The organism is Pandoraea pulmonicola (assembly GCF_000815105.2).
GTDB lineage: Bacteria > Pseudomonadota > Gammaproteobacteria > Burkholderiales > Burkholderiaceae > Pandoraea > Pandoraea pulmonicola.
The window spans coordinates 978,258-999,660 of record NZ_CP010310.2; the positions used below are offsets into that span (position 1 = coordinate 978,258).

Sequence of the window (21,403 nt, forward strand, 5' to 3'; positions counted from 1 at the left end):
CATTGTAGCGCTTCGGACGGTGCTTGCCGGGGCTGACCGGCGGGATTTCCCGCTGTGCGGAACCGGCGCCGGAAAGGGCTGCACGTTAGCCGACCAGGCGCCCGCGCCGCATGCGCAGGCCCTTGGCGGCGAGGGCGGGCGAGCGCACGGGGCCTGCCTGCGCCAGCGACGCGAGCATCTCGCCGCTGTGCGCGTGGCAAATCGCCACCCCCAGCGCGTCGGACGCGTCCTTGCCGGGCGTGCCGGTGAGCGTGAGCAGGCGGGCGACCATCTCCTGCACCTGCTCCTTGCGGGCGCGCCCATAGCCGACCACCGCTTGTTTGAGCTGCATCGGCGTGTACTCGAAGACTTCGAGCCCGCCGACCGAGAGCGCGGTGATCGCGGCGCCGCGCGCCTGCCCGAGCAGCAGCGTGGACTGCGGATTGACGTTGACGAACACCTTTTCGATGGCGGCCTGATCGGGGCGGTAGGTTTCGACCAGTTCCGCCACGCTCTCGAAGATGATGCGCAGCCGGGCGGGCAGGGTGCCTTCGCCCGTGCGGATGACGCCGCTCGTCACATATTGCAGGCGGCTGCCGTGCTTTTCGAGCACGCCGAAGCCGGTGACGCGCAAGCCGGGGTCGATACCAAGAATTCTCATGCGGGGGCCAATGGCGCGGCAAATGGCGCCGGCGCGGGGCAAGTCAACGGATATGGCCCGTATTCTGGCACAGCCGGGCGGGGGCGTCGCCGATGTCGTGTTTTGCGAGGTGAGACGAGGCGAGAGGAGGTGACACGGGATGCGCGGGGCGGCGGAGCCACGTCCCGCGACGGCAGCGCGCCCGATGTGCCGGATCGCGTCGATTTGCCGCAGGCGGCGCGTCCCGCCCGGGTAGGCGCCGGGCTTCGCGAGGCGGCGGATTGTTGTACATTGTTTGCTGTTCAAAACATTCGACGGTCTGCCCGCGGACCGCACGTCCCCGATGCTCTGGATCAAAGCGCTGCATATCGTTTTCGTCGCCTCGTGGTTCGCCGGCCTGTTCTATCTGCCGCGTATTTTCGTCAACCTCGCGATGGAGAGCGACCCCGCCGCCACGCAACGGCTGCTGCTCATGGCGCGCAAGCTGTACCGCTTCATGACCATTCTCGCGGTGCCCGCGCTCGCTTTCGGACTCATCCTCTGGCTGTACTACGGCATTGGTCGTCATGGTGGCTGGCTGCATGCCAAGTTGCTCATCGTGGTGCTGCTGCTGGGCTATCACCATGCGTGCGGACGCCTGCTGCGCAAGTTCGAGACCGGCCGCAACACCCGCTCGCATCGCTGGTATCGCTACTTCAACGAGTTCCCGGTGCTGGCCTTGCTCGGCGCCGTGATCCTCGTGGTCGTCAAGCCGTTCTGATCCGATGGGCTCGCCCCAGCGTGTTTGCCCCGGACCGCATCCGGTCGAAGGCCTGCAGGAACGTGCATGGGGCCGCCTGTCATACACGTCGTTCAGCATCAGAACAAGCCGCCACGCGCGAGTGCGCGTTGTGAAACGTTTTTCGTGAGGAGTTTGCCGTGAGTCTGGCCTGCGATTATTTCCTGGCGCCGCCGTCGCCCTACGTGTACATGGGGCATGCTCGCTTCGTCGAGCTGGCGCGTCGCTACGATGTGCAGATCCAGCTCAAGCCCGTCGATCTCGGGCGCATTTTCTCGAGCTCAGGCGGGCTGCCGCTGGCCAAGCGCGCGCCGCAGCGTCAGGCGTATCGTCTGGTCGAGCTGGCTCGCTGGTCGAAGTATCTCGGCATTCCGCTCAATCCCCAGCCGAAGTTCTTCCCGGTCGCGGGCGATCCCGCCGCGCGTCTGATCGTCGCCGTGCAACTGGCGCACGGCACCGACCGCGCGCTCGACCTGACCGCCGCGATTTCGAAGGCGCTGTGGGTGGACGAGCGCAATATCGCCGACGACGCCACCTTGCAGGCCATCGCCGACGGCCTGTCGCTCGACGGCAAGTCGCTGGTCGCCGCGTCGAGCGGCGCGAGCGTGCAAGCGGCCTATGACGCCAATACCGAAGACGCGATGAACGCCGGCGTGTTCGGCGCGCCGTGGTTCATGTTCCAGGGCGAGCCGTACTGGGGACAGGATCGTCTCGACTTTCTCGAACGGGCTTTCGCCGAAGCGCGCGACGCGCGGCGCTGAGTCCGTTCGTTCCCGATCATGAAGCCCGCCACCGGCGCCGTCGGACGGCGGCAAGTCCAGGAGTTTGCAGCATGAGTCGTCCGGAAGTGGTGTTGTACAAGGGCGTGCCGCCGGAGGTGCGTGCGCGTCTGGCGGAAGCATTCGCACTCACGGAGTTCGACGGCGTGAACGATGGCAATCGCGCCGAATTCGCGGCGGCGCTCGGCCGTGCGGACGGGGCCATCGGCGTCGGCGTGAACGTCACGCCCGATCTGCTCGATGCCGCCCCGAAACTCAAGGCATGGGCCACCATTTCAGTCGGCTACGATCAGTTCGATGTGCCTGACCTCACGCGTCGCGGCATCGTGCTGATGAACACGCCCGACGTGCTGACCGAGACCACGGCCGACACGGTGTTCTCGTTGATCCTGTCGAGCGCGCGACGCGTGGTCGAGCTCGCCGAACTGGTGAAGGCGGGCGGCTGGAAGGGCAGTCTGGGCGAGGCGTATTTCGGTACCGATGTGCAGGGCAAGACGCTCGGCATCGTCGGCATGGGCCGCATAGGCGGCGCTGTCGCGCGGCGCGCCGCGCTCGGCTTCGGCATGAAGGTGCTCTACAGCAACCGTTCGCGTAACGAGGCGGCCGAGACGGCATATGGCGCCCAATACCGCGCGTTGCCGGAGCTGCTCGCGCAGGCCGATTTCGTGGTGACGCTGGTGCCGTTGTCGCCGGCCACCGAGCGCCTGATCGGCGCCAGGGAGTTCGCGCAGATGAAGCGCGGCGCGATCTTCGTGAATGCCGCGCGCGGCAAGGTGATCGACGAGTCGGCGCTGATCGACGCGCTGGCCTCGGGCCATCTGCGCGCCGCCGGTCTCGACGTGTTCGAGCGTGAGCCGGTCCCGGTGGATTCGCCGCTGCTGAAGATGAAGAACGTGGTCGCGCTGCCGCACATCGGCTCGGCCACGCACGAGACGCGTCATGCGATGGCGTCGTGCGCAGCCGAGAATCTGATCGCCGCACTCACCGGAAAGACGCTGCAGAACGCGGTGAATCCGCAGGCACGGCAAGGTTGACAGGATAAGCCAAGCCGACCGAGGGCCGGGGCCTGTACCGCACAGGACCCGGCCCTTTTCGTTTCATCGTCCTTCGCTGGCCGTGCGACGGCGGTTGATGACTTCCTTCGCGCGAGCGAGCTGCTTGGGCAAGCGCTCGCCAAGACGCAGCGCCATGCCAACGGCCAGCACGTCGCCGATCGCGAGATGGGCGATGCGCGAAGTGAGCGGTGAATACACGTCGGTGTCCTCGTCGACATCGGCAAAGAGCGCGACGCTCGCCATGCGCGCGAGCGGCGAGTTGCTGTGCGTGATGGCGATCACGCTGGCGCCCGCCGTGCGCGCGAGCTGCACCGCTTCGAGCAGATCCTGCGTACGGCCGGTATTCGAGATGGCGACGACCACATCGCCTTCGTGCAGCAGCGCCGACGACATGCCGTAGACGTGCGGGTCGTTGTACGCCACGGCCGGAATGCCGAGGCGGAAGAACTTGTGCTGCATGTCCTGTGCGGCAATACCCGATGCACCTGCACCGTAGAACTCGATGCGCTTCGCGGTGGCGAGCAGCGCGATGGCCTGCCCGATGCTGTCGGGCGACAGATTGTTGCGCACTTGCATGAGGCTGCCGATGGTGCGGTCGAGCACCTTGCTGGCGATGCCCGGCACCGGCTCGTCGGGGCGAACGTCGCGATGCACGAACGGCACGCCCTGCGCGATACCCTGGGCCAGCCGGATCTTGAATTCGCGATAGCCGCTGCATCCGACGGCCTGGCAGAACCGGGCGATCGTGGGCTGGCTGACGTTGGCGCGCTCGGCGAGTTCGTTCATCGACAGATCGACGACTTCGCGCGGGGCGTCCAGTACATACGTCGCAAGCTTGCGCTCGGATGGACGCAATTGGGTCAGCGTGGCTTCGATTCGGTTCAGCATGGCAGGCACCAACAAAAGCAGGCGCGCGGCCATCGATGCCTCGCGCCATTCCCCGTATTACCGCGATGCCATGTCCCACGTTGCCCGGGCGCACGGCGAATCCGGCTTGTCAGGCGCCCACTATAGCACCCGGAACCCGCGCCACTGCGCGTTCCCGTCGCAGGCTGGCGCACGAGGGTCGCGTACGAAATGTACAAAAACTACAAAAATACAACATTTCATATTGTGGTGGTGTTTTTCTCAATACGACAAAATGCAACGTAACTACTGGAAATTAATCAGTAAAACCCCGCATGTCGATGTCTTTGAATTGATGAGTTGTAGAATTTCTACTAAACTCCGCTCCCAATCGTACCCCTCCCGGGTGCGTTGCCATCCGCCTCCGGCATGACGTCTGATTCCACGAAGCTCCTGCATCCGGCCGTCCAGGCCGTCACCGCACGCATCGTCGCGCGCAGCCGCGACACGCGCGCCGCGTACCTGGCGCGCATCGCCGCGAGTGCCGGCCGCTTCCCGCAGCGCGGCGGGCTGTCCTGTGCCAACCTCGCGCACGGCTTCGCCGCCATGCCGGCCAACGACAAGCTCGTGCTGCGCGAGCAGCGCCGGCCGAACGTGGGCGTGGTGACGGCCTACAACGACATGCTTTCGGCGCACCAGCCCTACGAGCAATACCCGGCGCGTCTGCGCGAAGCGGCGCGCAAACTGGGCGCCACGGCGCAGGTGGCCGGCGGCGTGCCGGCCATGTGCGACGGCGTCACGCAGGGCAATGCCGGCATGGAGCTCTCGCTGTTCTCGCGCGAGGTCATCGCGATGAGCACGGCCGTGGCGCTCTCCCACAACATGTTCGATGCCGCGCTCATGCTCGGCGTGTGCGACAAGATCGTGCCGGGGCTCGTGATCGGTGCGCTGCAGTTCGGCCATCTGCCGACCATCTTCGTGCCCGCGGGTCCCATGTCGAGCGGGCTGTCGAACGACGAAAAGGCCAAGATCCGCCAGCAGTACGCGACCGGCAAGGTCGGACGCGATGCGCTGCTCGAAGCCGAATCGCAGGCCTACCACGGCGCGGGCACCTGCACGTTCTACGGTACGGCCAACAGCAACCAGCTGCTCATGGAGATCATGGGCCTGCATCTGCCGGGGGCGGCGTTCGTGCACCCGCATATGCCGCTGCGCGATGCGCTGACCGACGCCGCGCTGGCGCGCGTGCTGGCGATCGGTGCCGACACCCCCGAATACACGCCCATCGGCCATGTGGTCGACGAGCGCGCCGTGGTCAACGGCATTGTCGGCCTGCTCGCCACGGGCGGCTCGACCAATCACACGCTGCACCTCGTGGCGATGGCTCGCGCGGCGGGCGTGATCATCGACTGGGACGACTTCGACGCGCTCTCGGCGGTGGTACCGCTCATGGCGCGCGTCTATCCGAACGGCAAGGCCGATGTGAACCACTTCCACGCCGCGGGCGGCATGGCGTTCCTGATCGGCGAGCTGCTCGACGCCGGCCTGCTGCACGCCGACGTGCGGACGGTGGCCGGGCAGGGTCTCGCGCGCTACCGCGAGGAGCCGTGGCTCTCGCCGCAGGGGCTGGCGTGGCGCGCCGGCAGCGCCTACAGTGGTGATCGTGACGTCCTGCGCGGCCATGCCGAGCCGTTCGCCCCCGATGGCGGACTGCGGCTCATGCACGGCAATCTGGGGCGCGGCGTCATCAAGGTGTCGGCGGTCAAGCCGGAACATCGGCGCGTGAGCGCAACGGCGCGCGTATTTACTTCGCAGGAAGCGGTTCAGGCCGCGTTCGACGCAGGCGAGTTGCATCGCGACGTGGTCGTGGTGCTGCGTGGCCAGGGGCCGCGCGCGAATGGCATGCCCGAGCTGCATCGCCTCACCCCGTTGCTCGGTGTCTTGCAGGACGAAGGCTTTGCCGTGGCGCTTGTGACCGATGGTCGCATGTCGGGCGCGTCGGGCAAGGTGCCCGCCGTGATCCACGTGTCGCCCGAGGCGGCCGGCGGCGGCCCGCTCGCCCGCGTGCGCGACGGCGATCCGATCGTGCTCGACGCGAACGCCGGCATGCTGCATGCCGAGGTGGCGCCGCAGGACTGGGCTTCGCGCGAGATCGCGCCGGTGCCGGTCCCGGGCGACGACACCGGTCGGCTGCTCTTCGGCCACATGCGCGCGGCGGTCGGCGCGGCGGAGGCGGGCGCTTCCGTGTTCTTCGGTACCGAGTGACGTGCAGGCCGCCTTGGCGCCGCACTCATGCATTCAAGGAAAACGTAATGGACATCAATGACATCGTTCGTGCCGGCCCCGTGATCCCGGTGCTCCAGTTCGACAACGTCGAGCAGGGCGAACAGGTCTCGCGCGCCTTGCTCGCGGGTGGCGTGCGGGTGCTCGAAATCACGCTGCGCACCCCGGCGGCGATGGACGTCATCCGCCACGTGGCAGGGCTTTCGGACGAACTGATCGTCGGCGTGGGCACGCTCACGCGTCCCGAGGAAATGGCGCAGGCCGTGGCTGCCGGCGCGCGTTTCGGCGTCTCGCCGGGCTACACGAGCGCGCTGGGCGCGGCCGCCAGGGCGGCGGGCCTGCCGTTGCTGCCGGGCGTGGTCACGCCTTCGGACATTCTCGCGGCGCTGGCCGACGGCTACGACACCGTGAAATTCTTCCCGGCCGAGCCTTCGGGCGGCGTGCCGATGCTGGGGGCGCTGTACGGCCCGTTCCGCCAGGTGCGCTTCTGCCCGACGGGGGGCATCAGCGCGGAGTCGGCGCCGTCGTACCTCGCCCAGCCGAACGTGGTCTGCGTGGGCGGCTCGTGGCTCACGCCCAAGGCCCTCGTCGACGCGAAGGACTGGGACGGCATCACGCGTCTGGCGCGCGCGGCGAGCGCTTTGCCGCGCGGCTGAGCGCAGCGTTTGAAACGGTGTTGACAGTGTTGACGGTGTCGGAAAGAAACGCGTCGACGAGAGACGGCGCAGGATTCATCGAATAACAGAATTCCAATAATCGGGCCCACACGGCCCTTCGGGCATCCGCCCATCTAGCCAAACGAGGAGACCCCCCATGGTCGCGGTGCAGGGCAATTTGCTGCTGGTATACGCGCTTGTCGCGGTAATCGCGCTGATCTTGCTGATCGCGCGTTTCAAACTGAATCCGTTCATCACGCTGATCGTCGTCTCGCTCGTGCTCGGGCTGGCGGTGGGCATGCCGATGGGCGGCATCGTCAAGGCTTTCGAGACGGGCGTAGGCAACACGCTGGGGCATATCGCGCTCGTGGTCGGTCTCGGCACGATGCTCGGCAAGATGATGGCCGAGTCGGGCGGGGCCGAGCGCATCGCGCGTACGCTCATCGGTTTCTTCGGCGAGAAGAACGTGCATTGGGCGATGGTCGTGATCGCGTTCATCGTCGGTCTGCCGGTGTTCTTCGAAGTCGGCTTCGTGCTGCTCATCCCGATCGCCTTCAACGTGGCCAAGCGCACCGGCACGTCGATGGTGCTCGTGGGCATTCCGATGGTCGCGGGCCTGTCGGTCGTGCACGGCCTGATTCCGCCGCACCCGGCCGCGCTGCTCGCGGTGACGGCGTATAACGCCGACATCGGCCACACCATCATGTACGCGCTGATCGTGGGTATTCCGACGGCGGCCATTGCCGGTCCGCTCTTCGCGAAGCTCATGGCGCGCTACGTCGTGCCGAATCCGGACAACCCCCTGCTGGCGCAGTTCGTCGAAGCCGATCGCAAGACGGAAGCACTGCCGGGCTTCGGCATCACGCTGTTCACGATCCTGCTGCCGGTGATCCTGATGCTCATCGGTAGCTGGGCCGATCTGTTCTTCGCGCCGAAGTCGTTCGCCAACGACTTCCTGCGCCTGATCGGCAACTCGGTGATGGCGCTGCTCATCGCCACGCTCGTGAGCTTCTTCACGTTCGGCAAGCAGCGCGGCTTCAATCGCGATCAGATCCTGAAGTTCACGAACGAGTGTCTCGCCCCGATCGCCACCATCACGCTGGTGGTGGGCGCGGGCGGCGGTTTCGGGCGTATCCTGATGGACAGCGGCGTTTCGAAGGCGATCGTCGACGTGGCCACGCACGCGAACCTCTCGCCGCTGCTGCTCGGCTGGCTGGTGGCGGTGCTCATCCGGATCGCGACGGGCTCGGCCACGGTGGCGATGACGACCGCGTGCGGTATCGTCGCCCCGATCGCCGCCGCCGCGGGCACGGTGGTCAAGCCGGAGTTGATGGTGCTGGCCACGGGAGCAGGCTCGCTGATCCTGTCGCACGTGAACGACGGCGGTTTCTGGCTGGTCAAGGAGTATTTCAACATGACCGTGCCGCAGACCTTCAAGACCTGGACGGTTTGCGAGACGATCATTTCCGTGGTGGCGCTGCTGCTTACGCTGGCCCTCGCAACGGTGGTGTGAGGTGGCGATGCAGGGCGTGCAACACGGGCAACACACCGACGCGAGTCGGCAGGCTACAAGGAGACGAGCCATGATCGTCGTGGTTATGGGCGTATCGGGCAGCGGCAAGAGCACGGTCGGGCAGATGCTTGCCGACCGGCTGGGCTGCGGGTTTTCCGACGCGGATTCCTTTCACAGCGCGGCGAACATCGAGAAGATGCGCCGTGGCGAAGCGCTCAACGACGAGGACCGCGCGCCGTGGCTGGCCGCGATCCGCGAGGCCATCGTCGCGCGCCGCGTGGCGGGACGTCACCATGTGTTTGCATGTTCGGCGCTGCGCGCCCGCTATCGCGATGTGCTCGGCGATCATGACGGCGACGTCGTGTTCGTCTATCTGAAGGGGGCGCCCGAGGTGATCGGCGAGCGCCTCGCTTCGCGCTCGGGCCATTTCTTCGATCCGGCGCTGCTGCAAAGCCAGTTCAACACGCTCGAAGAGCCGCAGGACGCGCTGACCATCGATATCCGCGAGACGCCCGAGGCGATCGTCGAGATTCTGCTGCACAAGCTGGCCGCCTGTCCGGGCGGCGCTCCCCTCACGTCGGCCGCTTCGGCACGCGTACAATAGCGGTTTATTCCCTCCGCCGGCGCGTCGAGCGCCGGCTGTACGCATCGAAATGGCTTCCTTCGAATTCTTCGCGCCCTGTCCCCGTGGACTGGAAGAGGCGCTCGCCGCCGAACTGGCCGCGCTGGCCAACCTCGCCCCGGTGTCGGTCGGCAAGCAGGTGCCCGGCGGCGTGCACTTCGCCGGTCCGTGGGCGGCCGGCATGGCAGCCAACCTGCACTCGCGCATCGCCAGCCGCGTGCTGCTGCGCGTGGCACAGCAGGGCTATCGCACCGAACAGGACATTTACGCCTTCGCGCTGTCGCAACGCTGGGAAGACTGGTTCTCGTATCAGCAGACGCTGCGCGTGGACGTCACCGGCGTGAAGGCGCCCGTGCGCAGTTTGGAGTTCGTCACGCTGCGCATCAAGGACGCCGTGTGCGACCGTCTGCGCGAGAAGACCGGCGCGCGTCCGAACATCGATACGGCGCAGCCCGACGTGCGCGTGTTCGCTTTCCTGACGGCGACCGACGTCACGCTCTATCTCGACACTTCCGGCGAAGCGCTGTTCAAGCGCGGCTGGCGTCTGGACAAGGGGGCCGCGCCGCTGCGCGAGAACCTCGCGGCCGGCATTCTGCGTCTGGCTGGCTGGCGCGCGGAGACGGCCGCCGACATGGTGCTCTACGACCCGATGTGCGGCAGCGGCACGTTCCTCGCGGAAGCCGCGCAGATCGCCCTTGGCGTGCCCGCGGGTGCGGGGCGGCGCTTCGGCTTCGAGAAGCTCAAGGGCTACGACATCACGGCCTGGCAGGGTCTCAAGGTGCAGGCGATGGACGCTCAGCGCGACGCGCGCGTGCGCGGTGTGCCGCCGACGATCTTCGGCAGCGACATTTCGGGCGACATGCTGGTCAAGGCGCGCGCCAACCTGGAGCGCGCGGGCGTGGGCGACATCGGTCTGAAGCAGGTCGATGCGCGCGATATGTCGCCGCCGGTGGAGCGGCCGGGCATCATCGTGGCGAATCCGCCGTACGGCGAGCGTATCGAGGTGCGCGGGCGCCGCGTGCCGCGCGATGGTCGTGATGGCGAGGAGCGTGACTCGCCCGATGTGCAGGGCAACCGCGGCGGCTTCCAGCGCAACCAGCCGGACGGCGTCGACGCCGAATTCTTCCGGGCGTTCGGCGACGTGCTCAAGCAGCGCTTCACCGGCTGGAGTGCATTTCTGCTCACGGCCGACATGAGCCTGCCGGGGCAGATGCGTTTGCGCGAGTCGCGCCGCACGCCTTTGTACAACGGTGCGCTCGAATGCCGTCTGTTCCGTTTCGACCTGATCGCGGGATCGGTGCGCAAGCGCGGTGACGCCGAAGGCAAGCGGGAAGACGGCGCATCACAGGCGTAGAGCGCTCGCACAGGGGCAAGGGCTTTATGCGCGCAGAGAAGACCGGCCAACGGCCGGTCTTTTGTTTTCTGCGCAGCGGTCTCAGATCGAATGGTGAGACCAGGCGGGCGGACTGCGGCGACTCGGAGATTCCTCAACCGTGAGCGTGGGGACCGCCGCGGCTGCGGTGTGCTGTCGTTCGGCGCGGACCGCGCGGGCGGCGAAGCGTTCGCGCAGCAGGCGTGGCGCGACGCGCGGTCGATGAGGATCGAAGGTGACGTTCTCCGAATCGGAGATGTCGCTCTCGTAGCGTTCGCTGGTGCGCGGCGAGCAACCGGACACCTCCAGGGCGCCGACGGGCGTTACCGATCGCAGCCATCGCTCCGTCTCGCAGGTGATGGCCTGATGCACGACGATATCGTGGCTGAGCACGCCGTTGCGCGGGTCCGGATAGATCTCCCAACGGTCGCCGCGGACTTCCCAGTGCGGCCAGACCTGACCTTCGGCGCCGTGGTGCGTGCGGGCGATTGCCTGGTACGCCGCGCGGCAGATGTCGCGCAAGGCGGGGCAGTTGGGCCGCTCCTGCATGGCGATGTCGAGCAGGTGGGCGAGATACCGGCCTTCGTCCGGACCGGCGCTGTAGAAGCGCACCCACTTGTTGGTGACGTCGAACGACCACGGCACGGCGACGTCGTGTCCGAACGCCTGCAGAACGCGCAGCGTGAGCACGTCGTCGGCCACGTGCGGCGCCTCGCTTCGTTCGAGGACCGACGCCGCCCACAGATCGAGCATGGGCAGGCTCGTGATCCGCTCGAAAACGTCCCAGCCAGGCGGGCGCGCCGCCAGACGCCGCACGAGATCGATCGCGATTTCCGATGGCAGTCCCGTATCGCGCAAGGCGTCGACCGTCACTTCATGGTTGGCCATGACGGCCAACCGGCGCAACGCGGCGACCTGTCGGGGATCGCGCGGGAGTTGGCCGGTGACGGTTCTGCCGATGGCATGCTCGACCTCGTGCCCGAACACGCTGTCCGGGTGGACCGCGGCGAGCATGACGGCGAGCCGCGTCTGTACGCACGCCGGACGGCTGCGCCGCAGGTCGATGACGTGCCCCCAGCACAATCGCCGATATGCCGTCGCCGTCTCGGGGGTATGCGAATGTGCCGCGCACGTCGGCAGGGGGTGGCGATTCTCCACGTTCATGGTCGATGTCCTCGGGCGGATGAGAGGCCGCATTGTCGTGAATGCGGCCTGCCGGGGATGTCGAGATCGTCTGCCGGAGTTGTCGAAACGGGGACGCCGGTCGGGCCTGCGCGGCGGAGCGAGCCTTATCGCGCGAGCAGGAAGCGACGGAGGATGCCGTGCGAGTAGTGACTCGCGACGTCGCGCAGAAAGCGGGGGAAGTCGACGTGCGCGGTGTCGTCGGCGGCGTCGGAGAGCGTGCGCATCACCGCGAACGGTACGCCGTACTCGTGGCACACCTGCGCCACGGCCGCGCCTTCCATCTCGACGGCCAGCGCCTGGGGGAGGGCATCGCGCAGACGCGCCACTTCCTGCGCGCTCGACACGAAGCGATCGCCGCTGGCGATCTGCCCGACGTGCACGCGGGCGGCGCTCAGGTTCAGTTCGTCGCGCCACTGTGCGCGAACCTGACCCGCCATCTCCAGGGCGAGCCAGTCGCGCGCGGCTTGCGCGAGGGCGTCGCGCAGCGAGGTGTCGGCATCGAACGTGGCGCGTCCGAGCAGCGGGATTTCGTGACGGGGAAACAGGGGGCTGGCGTCCATGTCGTGCTGCATGAGCGAGTCGGCCACGACGACGTCGCCGACGCTCAAGCCGTGGGCCAGGCCGCCGGCCACGCCGGTGAAGACGATCCGCTCGACGCCGAAGCGATGAATCAGCGCCGTGGTCGTGGCGGCGGCGGCGACCTTGCCGATGCGCGCGAGCACGATGACGCAGTCCTGCCCGTGCAGCTTGCCCACGCAATAGTCGCGCATGCCGACATGCTCGACGCGGGCGCCGGGCGCCATCTCGGCGAGCAGATCGGCGATTTCTTCATGCAGGGCGGCGACGATGCCAAGCGTCATGGCGCGGGTTCCGGGGCAAAGTGAAGCGCGCATTGTAGCGCGGGGCCGCCACTGGCGACCCCGCATCGACGCTTGCCGCGAAGGGGCCGTCAGTCGACCGCCTTGACCATTTCCTCGACGACCTTCTTCGCGTCGCCGAAGACCATCATCGTCTTGTCGAGATAGAAGAGTTCGTTGTCGAGACCGGCGTAGCCGGCCGCCATCGAGCGCTTGTTGACGATGATCGTCTTGGCCTTGTAAGCCTCGAGAATCGGCATCCCGGCAATCGGCGATTGCGGATCGTTCTTCGCCGCCGGGTTCACCACGTCGTTCGCTCCCAGCACCAGCACCACGTCCGTCTGACCGAATTCGCCGTTGATCTCGTCCATCTCCAGCACCTGGTCGTACGGCACCTCGGCTTCGGCGAGCAGCACGTTCATGTGCCCGGGCATGCGACCGGCCACCGGGTGAATGGCGTAACGCACGCTCACGCCCTTCTCCACGAGCTTGTCGGTCAGCTCCTTGAGGGCGTGCTGCGCGCGCGCCACGGCCAGACCGTAGCCCGGCACGATCACCAGCGATTCGGCGTTGCTCATCAGGAACGCCGCATCGTCGGGCGAACCCGACTTGACCGGACGCTGCTGCTGATCGCAGGCGGCGGCGCTCGCCCCCGCCTGCGCGCCGAAGCCGCCGAGAATCACGTTGAAGAACGAGCGGTTCATCGCGCGGCACATGATGTACGACAGGATCGCGCCCGACGAGCCGACCAGCGAACCGGCGATGATCAGCATCGGGTTGTTCAGCGAAAAGCCGATGCCGGCCGCCGCCCATCCCGAGTACGAGTTGAGCATCGACACGACCACGGGCATGTCGGCACCGCCGATCGGGATGATGATCAGCACGCCGAGCACGAAGGCGATGGCCGTCATCAGGATGAACGGCAGCCAGCTTTGCGACAGGAAGAAGATGACGCCGAAGCCGAGCATCGCGATGGCGAGCAACAGGTTGACGGTGTGCTGGCCGGTGAACACGACCGGCGCGCCCTGGAACAGACGGAACTTGTACTTGCCCGAGAGCTTGCCGAAGGCGATGACCGAGCCCGAGAACGTGATCGCACCGACGAACGTGCCGATGAACAGCTCGATGCGGTTGCCCGCTGGCAGCGAGGTCTCGCCGGCCGGCACGATGCCGAACGCGGCCGGCTCGGCCACCGCGGCCACGGCGATGCACACCGCCGCGAGACCGATCAGCGAGTGCATGGCGGCGACCAGCTCCGGCATCTTGGTCATCTCGACCTTGCGCGCGACATACGCGCCGACGCCGCCACCGACGACCAGCCCCGCCAGGATCAGACCGAGGCCCGAGTAATCGCCGCCTGTCAGACGACGAAGCTCGAAGATCAGCGCAATCGTGGTGACGGCGGCGATCGCCATGCCGACCATGCCGAACGCGTTGCCGCGCCGTGCCATCTTCGGATTCGACAGGCCCTTGAGCGCCTGGATGAAACAGATCGACGCGACCAGATACAACAGCGTCACAAGATTCATGCTCATGTCAGTGCGCTCCCTTTGCCGCTTCGTCATTTGCCGCCTTGGCCGGCGTCTTGTCTTTCTTCTTGAACATCTCCAGCATGCGCTGCGTGACGAGAAAGCCCCCGAACACGTTGACGGCGGCGAGCGCTACCGCCACCACGCCCATCGTCTTGCCGAGTCCACCCTCGGTGAGGCCGGCCGCGAGCATCGCGCCGACGATCACGATCGCCGAGATGGCGTTGGTCACCGCCATGAGCGGCGTGTGCAGCGCGGGCGTGACGTTCCACACCACGTGATAGCCGACGTACACCGCCAGCACGAAGATGATCAGGTTGATCACCGTGTGATTGATCAATTCCATTTGCGTCCCCCTCTCCTTATGCGGCGCGCAGCACCTGGCCGTCGCGGCACATCAGGCACGCGGCGACGATGTCGTCGTTGGTATCGATGACGAGCTTGCCTTCCTTGTCGATCACCAGCTTGAGGAAGTCGAGCACGTTGCGCGCATACAGCGCGGAGGCGTCTGCCGCGACCATGCCGGCGAGGTTCGTGTAGCCGGCGATCGTCACACCGTGCACCTTCACGACCTCGTCGGCGACCGACAGCGGGCAGTTGCCGCCGCGCTTGCCGTCGTGCTCGGCGCCGCGTCCGGCGGCCAGGTCGACGATCACCGAGCCGGGCTTCATCGCCTTGACGGTATCCTCGGCGATGAGCGTCGGCGCCGCGCGCCCCGGAATGAGCGCGGTGGCAATGACGATGTCGGCCTGCGTGAGACGCGTGTGCACGAGTTGCGCCTGACGCGCGAGCCAGGCGGCGGGCATCGGGCGGGCGTAGCCGCCGACGCCTTGCGCGATTTCGCGCTCTTCGTCGGTTTCGAAGGGAACGTCGATGAACTTGGCGCCAAGCGACTCGATCTGCTCGCGCACGGCCGGGCGCACGTCGGACGCCTCGATCACCGCGCCCAGACGCTTGGCCGTCGCGATGGCCTGCAGGCCCGCCACGCCGGCGCCGAGCACCACCAGACGAGCGGCCTTGACCGTGCCGGCGGCCGTCATGAGCATCGGCATGAAGCGCTGGTAAAGGTTGGCCGCGAGCATCACCGCCTTGTAGCCGGCGATGTTGGCCTGAGAGGACAGCACGTCCATGCTTTGCGCACGCGTGGTGCGCGGTGCGGCTTCGAGCGCGAAGGCGGTTATCCCGGCGGCGGCCATGCGGGCGTTGTTCTCGGCATCGAACGGATTGAGCATGCCGACCACGACCGTGCCGCGAGGGATCTGGGCAAGTTCTTCCGACGACGGCGCCCGTACCTTGAGCACGAGTTCCGCGCCCAGGGCGTCGGACGGGTTGCCGAGCGATGCGCCCGCGGCCTCGAAGGCCGCGTCCGGGACGCTGGCGGCGTCTCCCGCGCCGCGGCCGACCACCACCTGATGTCCCGATGCGACCAGCTTCTTCACCGTCTCGGGCGTGGCCGCGACACGGGTTTCGCCGGCAAGCGTCTCGGCGGGAATGCCGATTCTCATTGCGTCTCTCCTTGGGTTTGTGAACTGATCTCATCAGCGGCCAAGGAGCCGCAGCCTTGCGCTGCCGGGGCAGGCGCACTACCTGATTCGCCGCTGATGACATTAGTCCTGCACAAAAACACTGCAATCGAACTTCTGCACAAACCGGTGATGCGGTACTGCCACTGCCTGCTGCACATTGCTGGTGCTCGAAGCTTACCCGAAGATGACAAACGCGCCTATTGCGCCAAACCGCATATGGATATGCTCGAAGCGAAGGGATTGCGGATCGACAGTGCCGACCGGCCGGTCGGTCGCCGGATGGGGCTGTCTCCTGCGCCAAAGCCCGCCAGACGGTAAAATGACGGTTTTCCACCGGGTACGACCCGGGCTCGGGCAGGGTAGACGTCGGGCCGCGCCAGAGAGCGTTTTCCGCCCTCTCGTCCCGGCCCCGCAAGGATGTCCCATGAATGCACGCTGGAAGCCCAACGTGACGGTAGCGGCGGTCGTCGAACAGGACGGCCGTTTTCTGTTTGTCGAAGAGCAAAAGCCCGCGGGCCTGTTGATCAATCAGCCGGCGGGTCATCTGGAGCCGGGCGAATCGATCCTCGACGCGGTCCGCCGTGAGGTCCTCGAAGAGACGGGGTACGCGTTCGAGCCGCGGCACCTGCTGGGCATCTACCTCGCGCCGGGTCCGGACGACATCGCGTACCTGCGCTTCACCTTCGCGGGCGTGCTTGGCGCGCACGACGCCACGCGCGAGCTCGACGAGGGCATCGTCGGCACGCTGTGGCTCACGCCCGAGGAAGTGCGCTTGCAGCGCGCGCGGCATCGCTCGCCGATTCTAGAGCAGTGCGTGGACGATTACCTGCGGGGCGTGCGGTACGACCTCGCCATACTTCAGACCCATCCGGCGCTGACCGGCGGGCAAGGCAACACATGAGTCAAAAACGCGTAGTGGTGGGCATGTCGGGCGGCGTGGATTCGTCGGTCACCGCATGGCTGCTCAAACAGCAAGGTTACGACGTCGTCGGCCTGTTCATGAAGAACTGGGAAGACGATGACGACAGCGAATACTGTTCGACCCGGCAGGACTGGATCGACGTGGTGTCGGTCGCCGATCTGATCGGCATCGACGTCGAGGCCGTGAACTTCGCCGCCGAGTACAAGGACCGCGTGTTCGCGGAGTTCCTGCGCGAATATTCGGCCGGACGCACGCCGAACCCCGACGTGCTGTGCAATGCCGAGATCAAGTTCAAGGCGTTCCTCGATCACGCCGTGGCGCTCGGCGGCGAGACCATCGCCACCGGCCATTACGCCCGCGTGCGCGAGCGCGAGGGACGATTCGAACTGCTCAAGGCATTCGACCATACGAAGGATCAGAGCTACTTCCTGCATCGCCTGAACCAGATGCAGCTCTCGCGCACGATGTTCCCGCTCGGCGAGATGCCGAAAACGAAGGTGCGCGAGATCGCCGCGCAGATCGGCTTGCCGAACGCGAAGAAGAAGGACTCGACGGGCATCTGTTTCATCGGCGAGCGGCCGTTCCGCGACTTCCTCAACCGCTATCTGCCGACCAAGCCGGGGCCGATGAAGACGCCCGAGGGGGCTGTCGTCGGTGAGCACGTCGGGCTCGCGTTCTATACGCTGGGCCAGCGCAAGGGCATCGGTCTGGGCGGCAGCCGCGACGGTTCGGGCGAGCCCTGGTTCGTCGCGCGCAAGGATATGGCGAACAACACGCTGTACGTGGTGCAGGGGCACGATCATCCGTGGCTGCTCTCGTGCACGCTCGACGCCGAAGACCTGTCCTGGGTCGCCGGCGAGCCGCCGGCCGAGGGCGTGCGCATCGGTGCCAAGACGCGCTACCGCCAGTCGGATGCGGCCTGCGAGGTCGTGCGCGCCGACGCGCAGGCGCTTACGCTATCGTTCGCCGAGCCGCAGTGGGCCGTCACGCCGGGGCAGTCGGCCGTGCTCTACGACGGCGAGATCTGCCTGGGCGGGGGCATCATCGCCTCGACCACACCGGCACAACCGGCGGGCACCGGCAGGAACGCGCAAGCCGGGGCCGGCGTCGCCAGCAAACACATCATCCTCAATACGCATTGAAGCCGCCGGCGCTCGCCGGGGGGGCACCCGGCAGCGTGCCGACGCGTGTCCCCCCAAAAGCAAGGAGGTCTCATGTTCTCGCGCCGATTCCTGGCTCTCTGGCTCGCCGTGGCGTTGCTCGTCGCAACGCTTGCGCTGGTGCTGTTCGACGGCTGGCATCCGTTCTGGCCGCTGCCGTTTGCCGCGTTGGTGGCGCTCGGGGCATGGGATGTCGTGCAGCAGCGTCACGCCGTGCTGCGCAACTATCCGCTGTGGGGCCATTTCCGGTTTCTGTTCGAATTCATCCGCCCGGAAATCCGTCAGTATTTCGTGGAAGACGACACGTCCGAGACGCCGTTCTCGCGCGCGCAGCGCAGCATCGTCTACCAGCGTGCCAAGGGGGACGTCGACAGCCGTCCGTTCGGCACGGAGCTCGACGTCAAGGCGACCGGCTACGAGTGGATCGCGCACTCGCTCGCGCCCACGGTGCTCAAGGATCACGACTTCCGCATCACCATCGGCCCGGATCGCGCGCAACCGTATTCCGCGTCGATCTTCAATATTTCCGCGATGAGCTTCGGTGCGTTGTCGGCCAACGCGATTCGCGCCCTCAATCGCGGCGCCAAGCTCGGCAACTTCATTCACGACACCGGTGAGGGTTCCATCTCGCCGCACCACCGGGAGCAGGGCGGCGATCTGATCTGGGAGGTGGCGTCGGGCTACTTCGGTTGCCGCAACGACGACGGGACCTTCAACGCCGAGAAGTTCGCCGCGCAGGCTACCACGCCGCAGGTCAAGATGATCGAGGTGAAGCTCTCGCAAGGCGCGAAGCCCGGCCATGGCGGCGTGCTGCCCGCCGCGAAGATCACGCCGGAAATCTCGGCCACGCGCGGCGTGCCGATGGGGCAGGACTGCATTTCGCCGTCGCGTCACAGTGAATTCTCCACGCCGCTCGGCTTGCTCCAGTTCGTCGATCGGCTACGCAATCTGTCGGGCGGCAAGCCTACGGGCTTCAAGCTGTGCATCGGCCATCCCTGGGAGTTCTTCGGCATCGTCAAGGCGATGCTCGAGAGCGGCATCCTGCCCGACTTCATCGTCGTGGACGGCTCGGAAGGCGGCACCGGCGCCGCCCCGCTGGAGTTCACCGATCACGTGGGCGCGCCGCTGCAGGAAGGGCTGCTGCTCGTGCACAACACCCTGGTCGGCGCGGGCCTGCGCGACAGGATCCGCATCGGGGCGTCGGGCAAGATCATCACGGCGTTCGACGTGGCGCGCACGCTCGCCATCGGCGCGGACTGGTGCAACTCGGCACGCGGCTTCATGTTCGCGATCGGCTGCATCCAGTCGCAGAAGTGCCATACCGACCGCTGCCCGACGGGGGTGGCAACGCAAGATCCGTTGCGCCAACGCGCGCTCGTCGTGCCGGACAAGGCGCAGCGCGTGCAGCAATTCCATTCGCATACGCTGCACGCGTTGCAGGAACTGATTCAGGCGGCGGGGTTGTCGCATCCGTCCGAGTTGCGGGCCCATCACATCGTCAAACGCGTGTCGTCCAACGAGATTCGTCTGATGTCCGAGTCGCTCAAATACCTGGAGCCGGGCGATCTGCTGCGCGGACATTTCCGCTATCGGCTCTACGAGAAATACTGGCCGATGGCGCGTGCCGACAGCTTCTCTCCCGCCGCGCTTGCCTGAGCGGCCCGCGGTACGGCACCTTTCCGCAAAGAAGACCCGACGCGAAGTTGCGTCGGGTTTTTTATTTGCGCAATGATATTTCTCCCAAAAGCGGAAACGTGCGGGGCACCACTCACATTGGGGTGTCCACCCGATGATGCTCGTGAGCGTGCTCGCCTATCGTGGGGCCTTCGACTTTGTCATTCCGCCGACAGACTGTCGTGAGAGGAGGAGCCTATGAGTACGGTGCGATTTCTGATCAGCCGCTACGACATCAAGCTGAAAGTAAACGGCCTTGTGCAAACGCTGCCAGCCGGGAGCATGACCGCGACCAGTTCGGACGCCGCGATCGAATGCGCGGGGCCCGTGGTGTCACACGATTTCCATGCCTGCGATCTGCAGGCGTTGTACCCCGACGTCGTCGATCTTCTCGATCGGCGCCCGCTCGGCGTTTTCCATCGACAAGCGGCGCGCACGCTCCTCCTGGAGCCGACCATGGTCGACGTCGCCCTCGCGCTGCAGCACGTCGATCGCATGGCGATGCTCCGCTTCTTCTACGTCTATTGCCTGTGTCGCGATCAGCGGTACTACTCGGCCATGCTGCGCCAGACCATCGCGGGCAGTCACTCGCTGTTCGACTTCGTCGAGGCCAATTTCCATCGGCCGTGGCCGGTCGGACGTCTCGCCGAGGAGTTCGGCATGCCGCTGCGCAAGTTCCGTTATCTGTTCCAGCAGACCTACGGCATGCCGGCAAAGCAGTGGCTGCTGGAGCGGCGTTTGCGGCTTGCGCGCGATTTGCTGCTCTCTACGCGTCACAAGGTGCTCGACATCGCGCTCGAGTGCGGCTTCACCAATCACGCGCATTTCACCGATACGTTCCGCAAACGCTTCGACTGCGCGCCGACGGAGATCCGGCTCGGCACGCCGCCGCTGCGTGGCGGGCGGCGCATTGCGATGCCGCGCGCCGACGCCTACGCGGCGATGCGCGCTGACCTCGTGGGCAGCCACGGGGTGACGGCCGATGGAGGTGTGCAATGAACGTCGAAGAGGTGCACCGCAGCATGTCGGAGGGCGTGCGCCGCATGTCCGATGAAGCCAATCAGGCCCTCCGCACGCGCAAGGCCAACGATCCGCGCGACATGCTCGACCTGCAGTTCAAGCTGCAGCAGTTCTCGACGGCGGTCGGGCTGCACAGCGCGACCATCAAGCTCATCAAGGACTCGGTGATGGGCATCATCGCGAAGATCACATGAAGACCACACCGTACGCGCCTTTGGGGACTGCCGAGCCGCGGCTCGACGCAGACACGCGGCAAATCGTCGTGGAACTGGCCTTCGCGGGCGCGCAGCACGGCATGCATGCCGAAGCGCGCACGATCCTCGGCGCGCTGCCGTCGCTGGTGACGGAGCGGGACACGCGTCAGTGGCTGCACATTGCGTTGCTCATCGCACTCGGCGAGGTGGGAGCGGCACAGGCCTACCTCGCACGAGTCGATGCCGCGGACGCGCGGGGGATGCCGTCGACCGAAATCCTCGTCCAATGGCTCGCCGCGATGGCGCCCGTTCCGACCGGCGGGGCAGCGCCGTCAGCGGGCCCTCCCGCAACGTCGGCGGCCGCCTCCGCGCCTTCCTTGGCTTCCCCTTCCGCCGGTGCTTCCGCCCTACCGCGTTCTCTTCCTTCTTCTTCCGCTTCCGCCACCACGTCATGACGACCCCCTTCACACCTGACATCGCAACGCGCGGTGTTGCCGAGGTCGCGCTGGCAATGCCATCGCTGCCGACCACGTCTGCCGGCACGGCGGATGCCGCACGCTTCGAACACGCACTTGCGAGTGCGCCGTCGCTTCCCGAGCATCATCTGCTGAGCGCGGCGGGAAAACTCGCTGGCCATTCGGAGCGACTCGTGCAGCGCGTGACGGCCGACGAACGCCTGGTGAACGACCCGGTGCGCATGCTCTCCGCACAGCGCGAACTGACCGAGCGGGTGCTCGCGCTCGAGTTCGTCGCGAAGGTGGCGGGCGCGGGCACGCAAGGCATCAACAAGTTAGTGCACATGCAATGACACGC

Annotated in this window: 23 protein-coding genes; 16 read left to right on the forward strand and 7 right to left on the reverse strand. The window is 66.6% G+C overall.

Annotated elements, in window-relative coordinates; genetic code table 11:
* Positions 1-85: 85 nt before the first annotated feature.
* Complete coding sequence (ruvC, locus tag RO07_RS04345; RefSeq protein WP_039408339.1) at positions 86-640, reverse strand: crossover junction endodeoxyribonuclease RuvC; 555 nt, start codon at positions 638-640, stop codon at positions 86-88.
* 322 nt (positions 641-962) lie between these two features.
* On the opposite strand from ruvC, the gene RO07_RS04350 reads away from it, so the two are divergent.
* The 3 genes from RO07_RS04350 to RO07_RS04360 all read left to right on the forward strand — a co-directional run bounded on the left by RO07_RS04350 (position 963) and on the right by RO07_RS04360 (position 3,210).
* A complete protein-coding gene (locus RO07_RS04350) occupies positions 963-1,379 on the forward strand; it encodes a CopD family protein (protein WP_039414281.1) in 417 nt (138 codons plus the stop codon).
* Between the two features lie 158 nt (positions 1,380-1,537).
* A complete protein-coding gene (locus RO07_RS04355; RefSeq protein ID WP_039408342.1) occupies positions 1,538-2,158 on the forward strand; it encodes a 2-hydroxychromene-2-carboxylate isomerase in 621 nt (206 codons plus the stop codon).
* Positions 2,159-2,229: 71 nt separating this feature from the next.
* On the forward strand, positions 2,230-3,210 hold the full coding sequence (locus RO07_RS04360; RefSeq protein ID WP_039408343.1) for an NAD(P)-dependent oxidoreductase: 981 nt from the start codon (positions 2,230-2,232) through the stop codon (positions 3,208-3,210).
* Positions 3,211-3,273: 63 nt separating this feature from the next.
* Here RO07_RS04360 and RO07_RS04365 read toward each other — a convergent pair whose 3' ends face one another.
* Positions 3,274-4,119, reverse strand: coding sequence for an SIS domain-containing protein (locus RO07_RS04365; protein ID WP_039414284.1), 846 nt, complete (start codon positions 4,117-4,119; stop codon positions 3,274-3,276).
* Positions 4,120-4,506: 387 nt separating this feature from the next.
* Here RO07_RS04365 and edd point away from each other — a divergent pair, with 387 nt between their 5' ends.
* The 5 genes from edd to RO07_RS04390 all read left to right on the forward strand — a co-directional run bounded on the left by edd (position 4,507) and on the right by RO07_RS04390 (position 10,505).
* Entirely contained in the window at positions 4,507-6,342 is a 1,836-nt protein-coding gene (edd, locus tag RO07_RS04370; RefSeq protein ID WP_039408346.1) for a phosphogluconate dehydratase, read from the forward strand.
* Positions 6,343-6,389: 47 nt separating this feature from the next.
* Positions 6,390-7,016 carry a bifunctional 4-hydroxy-2-oxoglutarate aldolase/2-dehydro-3-deoxy-phosphogluconate aldolase gene (gene eda, locus RO07_RS04375; RefSeq protein ID WP_039408350.1) on the forward strand — a complete coding sequence of 209 codons (627 nt, stop codon included), beginning with the start codon at positions 6,390-6,392 and terminating at the stop codon, positions 7,014-7,016.
* 157 nt (positions 7,017-7,173) lie between these two features.
* Positions 7,174-8,529, forward strand: coding sequence for a GntP family permease (locus RO07_RS04380; protein ID WP_039408353.1), 1,356 nt, complete (start codon positions 7,174-7,176; stop codon positions 8,527-8,529).
* A 70-nt stretch (positions 8,530-8,599) separates the two neighbouring features.
* Positions 8,600-9,133: a gluconokinase gene (locus RO07_RS04385; protein ID WP_039408356.1), complete on the forward strand. Its 534-nt coding sequence runs from the start codon at positions 8,600-8,602 to the stop codon at positions 9,131-9,133.
* Between the two features lie 49 nt (positions 9,134-9,182).
* A complete protein-coding gene (locus tag RO07_RS04390; RefSeq protein ID WP_039408358.1) occupies positions 9,183-10,505 on the forward strand; it encodes a THUMP domain-containing class I SAM-dependent RNA methyltransferase in 1,323 nt (440 codons plus the stop codon).
* A gap of 81 nt (positions 10,506-10,586) precedes the next feature.
* Here RO07_RS04390 and RO07_RS04395 read toward each other — a convergent pair whose 3' ends face one another.
* From RO07_RS04395 to RO07_RS04415, 5 genes are all read right to left on the reverse strand, one after another.
* Positions 10,587-11,687, reverse strand: a complete 1,101-nt coding sequence (locus RO07_RS04395) for a hypothetical protein (protein ID WP_039408360.1) — start codon at positions 11,685-11,687, stop codon at positions 10,587-10,589.
* Positions 11,688-11,812: 125 nt separating this feature from the next.
* Positions 11,813-12,568, reverse strand: coding sequence for a 5'-methylthioadenosine/adenosylhomocysteine nucleosidase (locus RO07_RS04400; RefSeq protein WP_039408362.1), 756 nt, complete (start codon positions 12,566-12,568; stop codon positions 11,813-11,815).
* A gap of 89 nt (positions 12,569-12,657) precedes the next feature.
* Positions 12,658-14,100: an NAD(P)(+) transhydrogenase (Re/Si-specific) subunit beta gene (locus tag RO07_RS04405; protein WP_039408366.1), complete on the reverse strand. Its 1,443-nt coding sequence runs from the start codon at positions 14,098-14,100 to the stop codon at positions 12,658-12,660.
* Between the two features lies 1 nt (position 14,101).
* On the reverse strand, positions 14,102-14,440 hold the full coding sequence (locus RO07_RS04410; protein WP_039408368.1) for an NAD(P) transhydrogenase subunit alpha part 2: 339 nt from the start codon (positions 14,438-14,440) through the stop codon (positions 14,102-14,104).
* Positions 14,441-14,456: 16 nt separating this feature from the next.
* Positions 14,457-15,599 (reverse strand): Re/Si-specific NAD(P)(+) transhydrogenase subunit alpha, encoded by a 1,143-nt coding sequence (locus tag RO07_RS04415; protein WP_039408374.1) that lies wholly within the window; start codon positions 15,597-15,599, stop codon positions 14,457-14,459.
* Between the two features lie 96 nt (positions 15,600-15,695).
* Here RO07_RS04415 and RO07_RS25715 point away from each other — a divergent pair, with 96 nt between their 5' ends.
* The 8 genes from RO07_RS25715 (at position 15,696) to sctI (ending at position 21,398) form a co-directional block, all read left to right on the forward strand.
* Positions 15,696-15,938 carry a hypothetical protein gene (locus tag RO07_RS25715; RefSeq protein ID WP_147284558.1) on the forward strand — a complete coding sequence of 81 codons (243 nt, stop codon included), beginning with the start codon at positions 15,696-15,698 and terminating at the stop codon, positions 15,936-15,938.
* Positions 15,939-16,044: 106 nt separating this feature from the next.
* Entirely contained in the window at positions 16,045-16,521 is a 477-nt protein-coding gene (locus RO07_RS04420; protein WP_039408375.1) for an NUDIX hydrolase, read from the forward strand.
* Positions 16,518-17,684, forward strand: coding sequence for a tRNA 2-thiouridine(34) synthase MnmA (gene mnmA, locus RO07_RS04425; protein ID WP_039408377.1), 1,167 nt, complete (start codon positions 16,518-16,520; stop codon positions 17,682-17,684). Before RO07_RS04420 ends, mnmA begins: the two co-directional genes overlap by 4 nt.
* A 72-nt stretch (positions 17,685-17,756) precedes the next feature.
* Positions 17,757-19,358, forward strand: a complete 1,602-nt coding sequence (locus RO07_RS04430) for an FMN-binding glutamate synthase family protein (protein ID WP_039408379.1) — start codon at positions 17,757-17,759, stop codon at positions 19,356-19,358.
* A 216-nt stretch (positions 19,359-19,574) separates the two neighbouring features.
* Entirely contained in the window at positions 19,575-20,375 is an 801-nt protein-coding gene (locus RO07_RS04435; protein ID WP_052267012.1) for a helix-turn-helix transcriptional regulator, read from the forward strand.
* On the forward strand, positions 20,372-20,590 hold the full coding sequence (sctF, locus tag RO07_RS04440) for a type III secretion system needle filament subunit SctF (RefSeq protein WP_039408381.1): 219 nt from the start codon (positions 20,372-20,374) through the stop codon (positions 20,588-20,590). Before RO07_RS04435 ends, sctF begins: the two co-directional genes overlap by 4 nt.
* A complete protein-coding gene (locus RO07_RS25720) occupies positions 20,587-21,045 on the forward strand; it encodes a DUF1039 domain-containing protein (RefSeq protein ID WP_039408384.1) in 459 nt (152 codons plus the stop codon). The genes sctF and RO07_RS25720 overlap by 4 nt, the downstream gene beginning before the upstream one ends.
* Positions 21,042-21,398 carry a type III secretion system inner rod subunit SctI gene (sctI, locus tag RO07_RS04450; RefSeq protein WP_039408386.1) on the forward strand — a complete coding sequence of 119 codons (357 nt, stop codon included), beginning with the start codon at positions 21,042-21,044 and terminating at the stop codon, positions 21,396-21,398. The genes RO07_RS25720 and sctI overlap by 4 nt, the downstream gene beginning before the upstream one ends.
* The last annotated feature ends 5 nt before the right edge of the window (positions 21,399-21,403 follow it).

Coding starts and splice junctions, on each gene's coding strand:
- ruvC (WP_039408339.1), bottom strand. CDS start 640: ATGAGAATTCTTGGTATCGACCCCGGCTTGCGCGTCACCGGCTTCGGC.
- RO07_RS04350 (WP_039414281.1), top strand. CDS start 963: ATGCTCTGGATCAAAGCGCTGCATATCGTTTTCGTCGCCTCGTGGTTC.
- RO07_RS04360 (WP_039408343.1), top strand. CDS start 2,230: ATGAGTCGTCCGGAAGTGGTGTTGTACAAGGGCGTGCCGCCGGAGGTG.
- RO07_RS04365 (WP_039414284.1), bottom strand. CDS start 4,119: ATGCTGAACCGAATCGAAGCCACGCTGACCCAATTGCGTCCATCCGAG.
- edd (WP_039408346.1), top strand. CDS start 4,507: ATGACGTCTGATTCCACGAAGCTCCTGCATCCGGCCGTCCAGGCCGTC.
- eda (WP_039408350.1), top strand. CDS start 6,390: ATGGACATCAATGACATCGTTCGTGCCGGCCCCGTGATCCCGGTGCTC.
- RO07_RS04380 (WP_039408353.1), top strand. CDS start 7,174: ATGGTCGCGGTGCAGGGCAATTTGCTGCTGGTATACGCGCTTGTCGCG.
- RO07_RS04385 (WP_039408356.1), top strand. CDS start 8,600: ATGATCGTCGTGGTTATGGGCGTATCGGGCAGCGGCAAGAGCACGGTC.
- RO07_RS04390 (WP_039408358.1), top strand. CDS start 9,183: ATGGCTTCCTTCGAATTCTTCGCGCCCTGTCCCCGTGGACTGGAAGAG.
- RO07_RS04395 (WP_039408360.1), bottom strand. CDS start 11,687: ATGAACGTGGAGAATCGCCACCCCCTGCCGACGTGCGCGGCACATTCG.
- RO07_RS04400 (WP_039408362.1), bottom strand. CDS start 12,568: ATGACGCTTGGCATCGTCGCCGCCCTGCATGAAGAAATCGCCGATCTG.
- RO07_RS04405 (WP_039408366.1), bottom strand. CDS start 14,100: ATGAGCATGAATCTTGTGACGCTGTTGTATCTGGTCGCGTCGATCTGT.
- RO07_RS04410 (WP_039408368.1), bottom strand. CDS start 14,440: ATGGAATTGATCAATCACACGGTGATCAACCTGATCATCTTCGTGCTG.
- RO07_RS04415 (WP_039408374.1), bottom strand. CDS start 15,599: ATGAGAATCGGCATTCCCGCCGAGACGCTTGCCGGCGAAACCCGTGTC.
- RO07_RS25715 (WP_147284558.1), top strand. CDS start 15,696: ATGACATTAGTCCTGCACAAAAACACTGCAATCGAACTTCTGCACAAA.
- RO07_RS04420 (WP_039408375.1), top strand. CDS start 16,045: ATGAATGCACGCTGGAAGCCCAACGTGACGGTAGCGGCGGTCGTCGAA.
- mnmA (WP_039408377.1), top strand. CDS start 16,518: ATGAGTCAAAAACGCGTAGTGGTGGGCATGTCGGGCGGCGTGGATTCG.
- RO07_RS04430 (WP_039408379.1), top strand. CDS start 17,757: ATGTTCTCGCGCCGATTCCTGGCTCTCTGGCTCGCCGTGGCGTTGCTC.
- RO07_RS04435 (WP_052267012.1), top strand. CDS start 19,575: ATGAGTACGGTGCGATTTCTGATCAGCCGCTACGACATCAAGCTGAAA.
- sctF (WP_039408381.1), top strand. CDS start 20,372: ATGAACGTCGAAGAGGTGCACCGCAGCATGTCGGAGGGCGTGCGCCGC.
- RO07_RS25720 (WP_039408384.1), top strand. CDS start 20,587: ATGAAGACCACACCGTACGCGCCTTTGGGGACTGCCGAGCCGCGGCTC.
- sctI (WP_039408386.1), top strand. CDS start 21,042: ATGACGACCCCCTTCACACCTGACATCGCAACGCGCGGTGTTGCCGAG.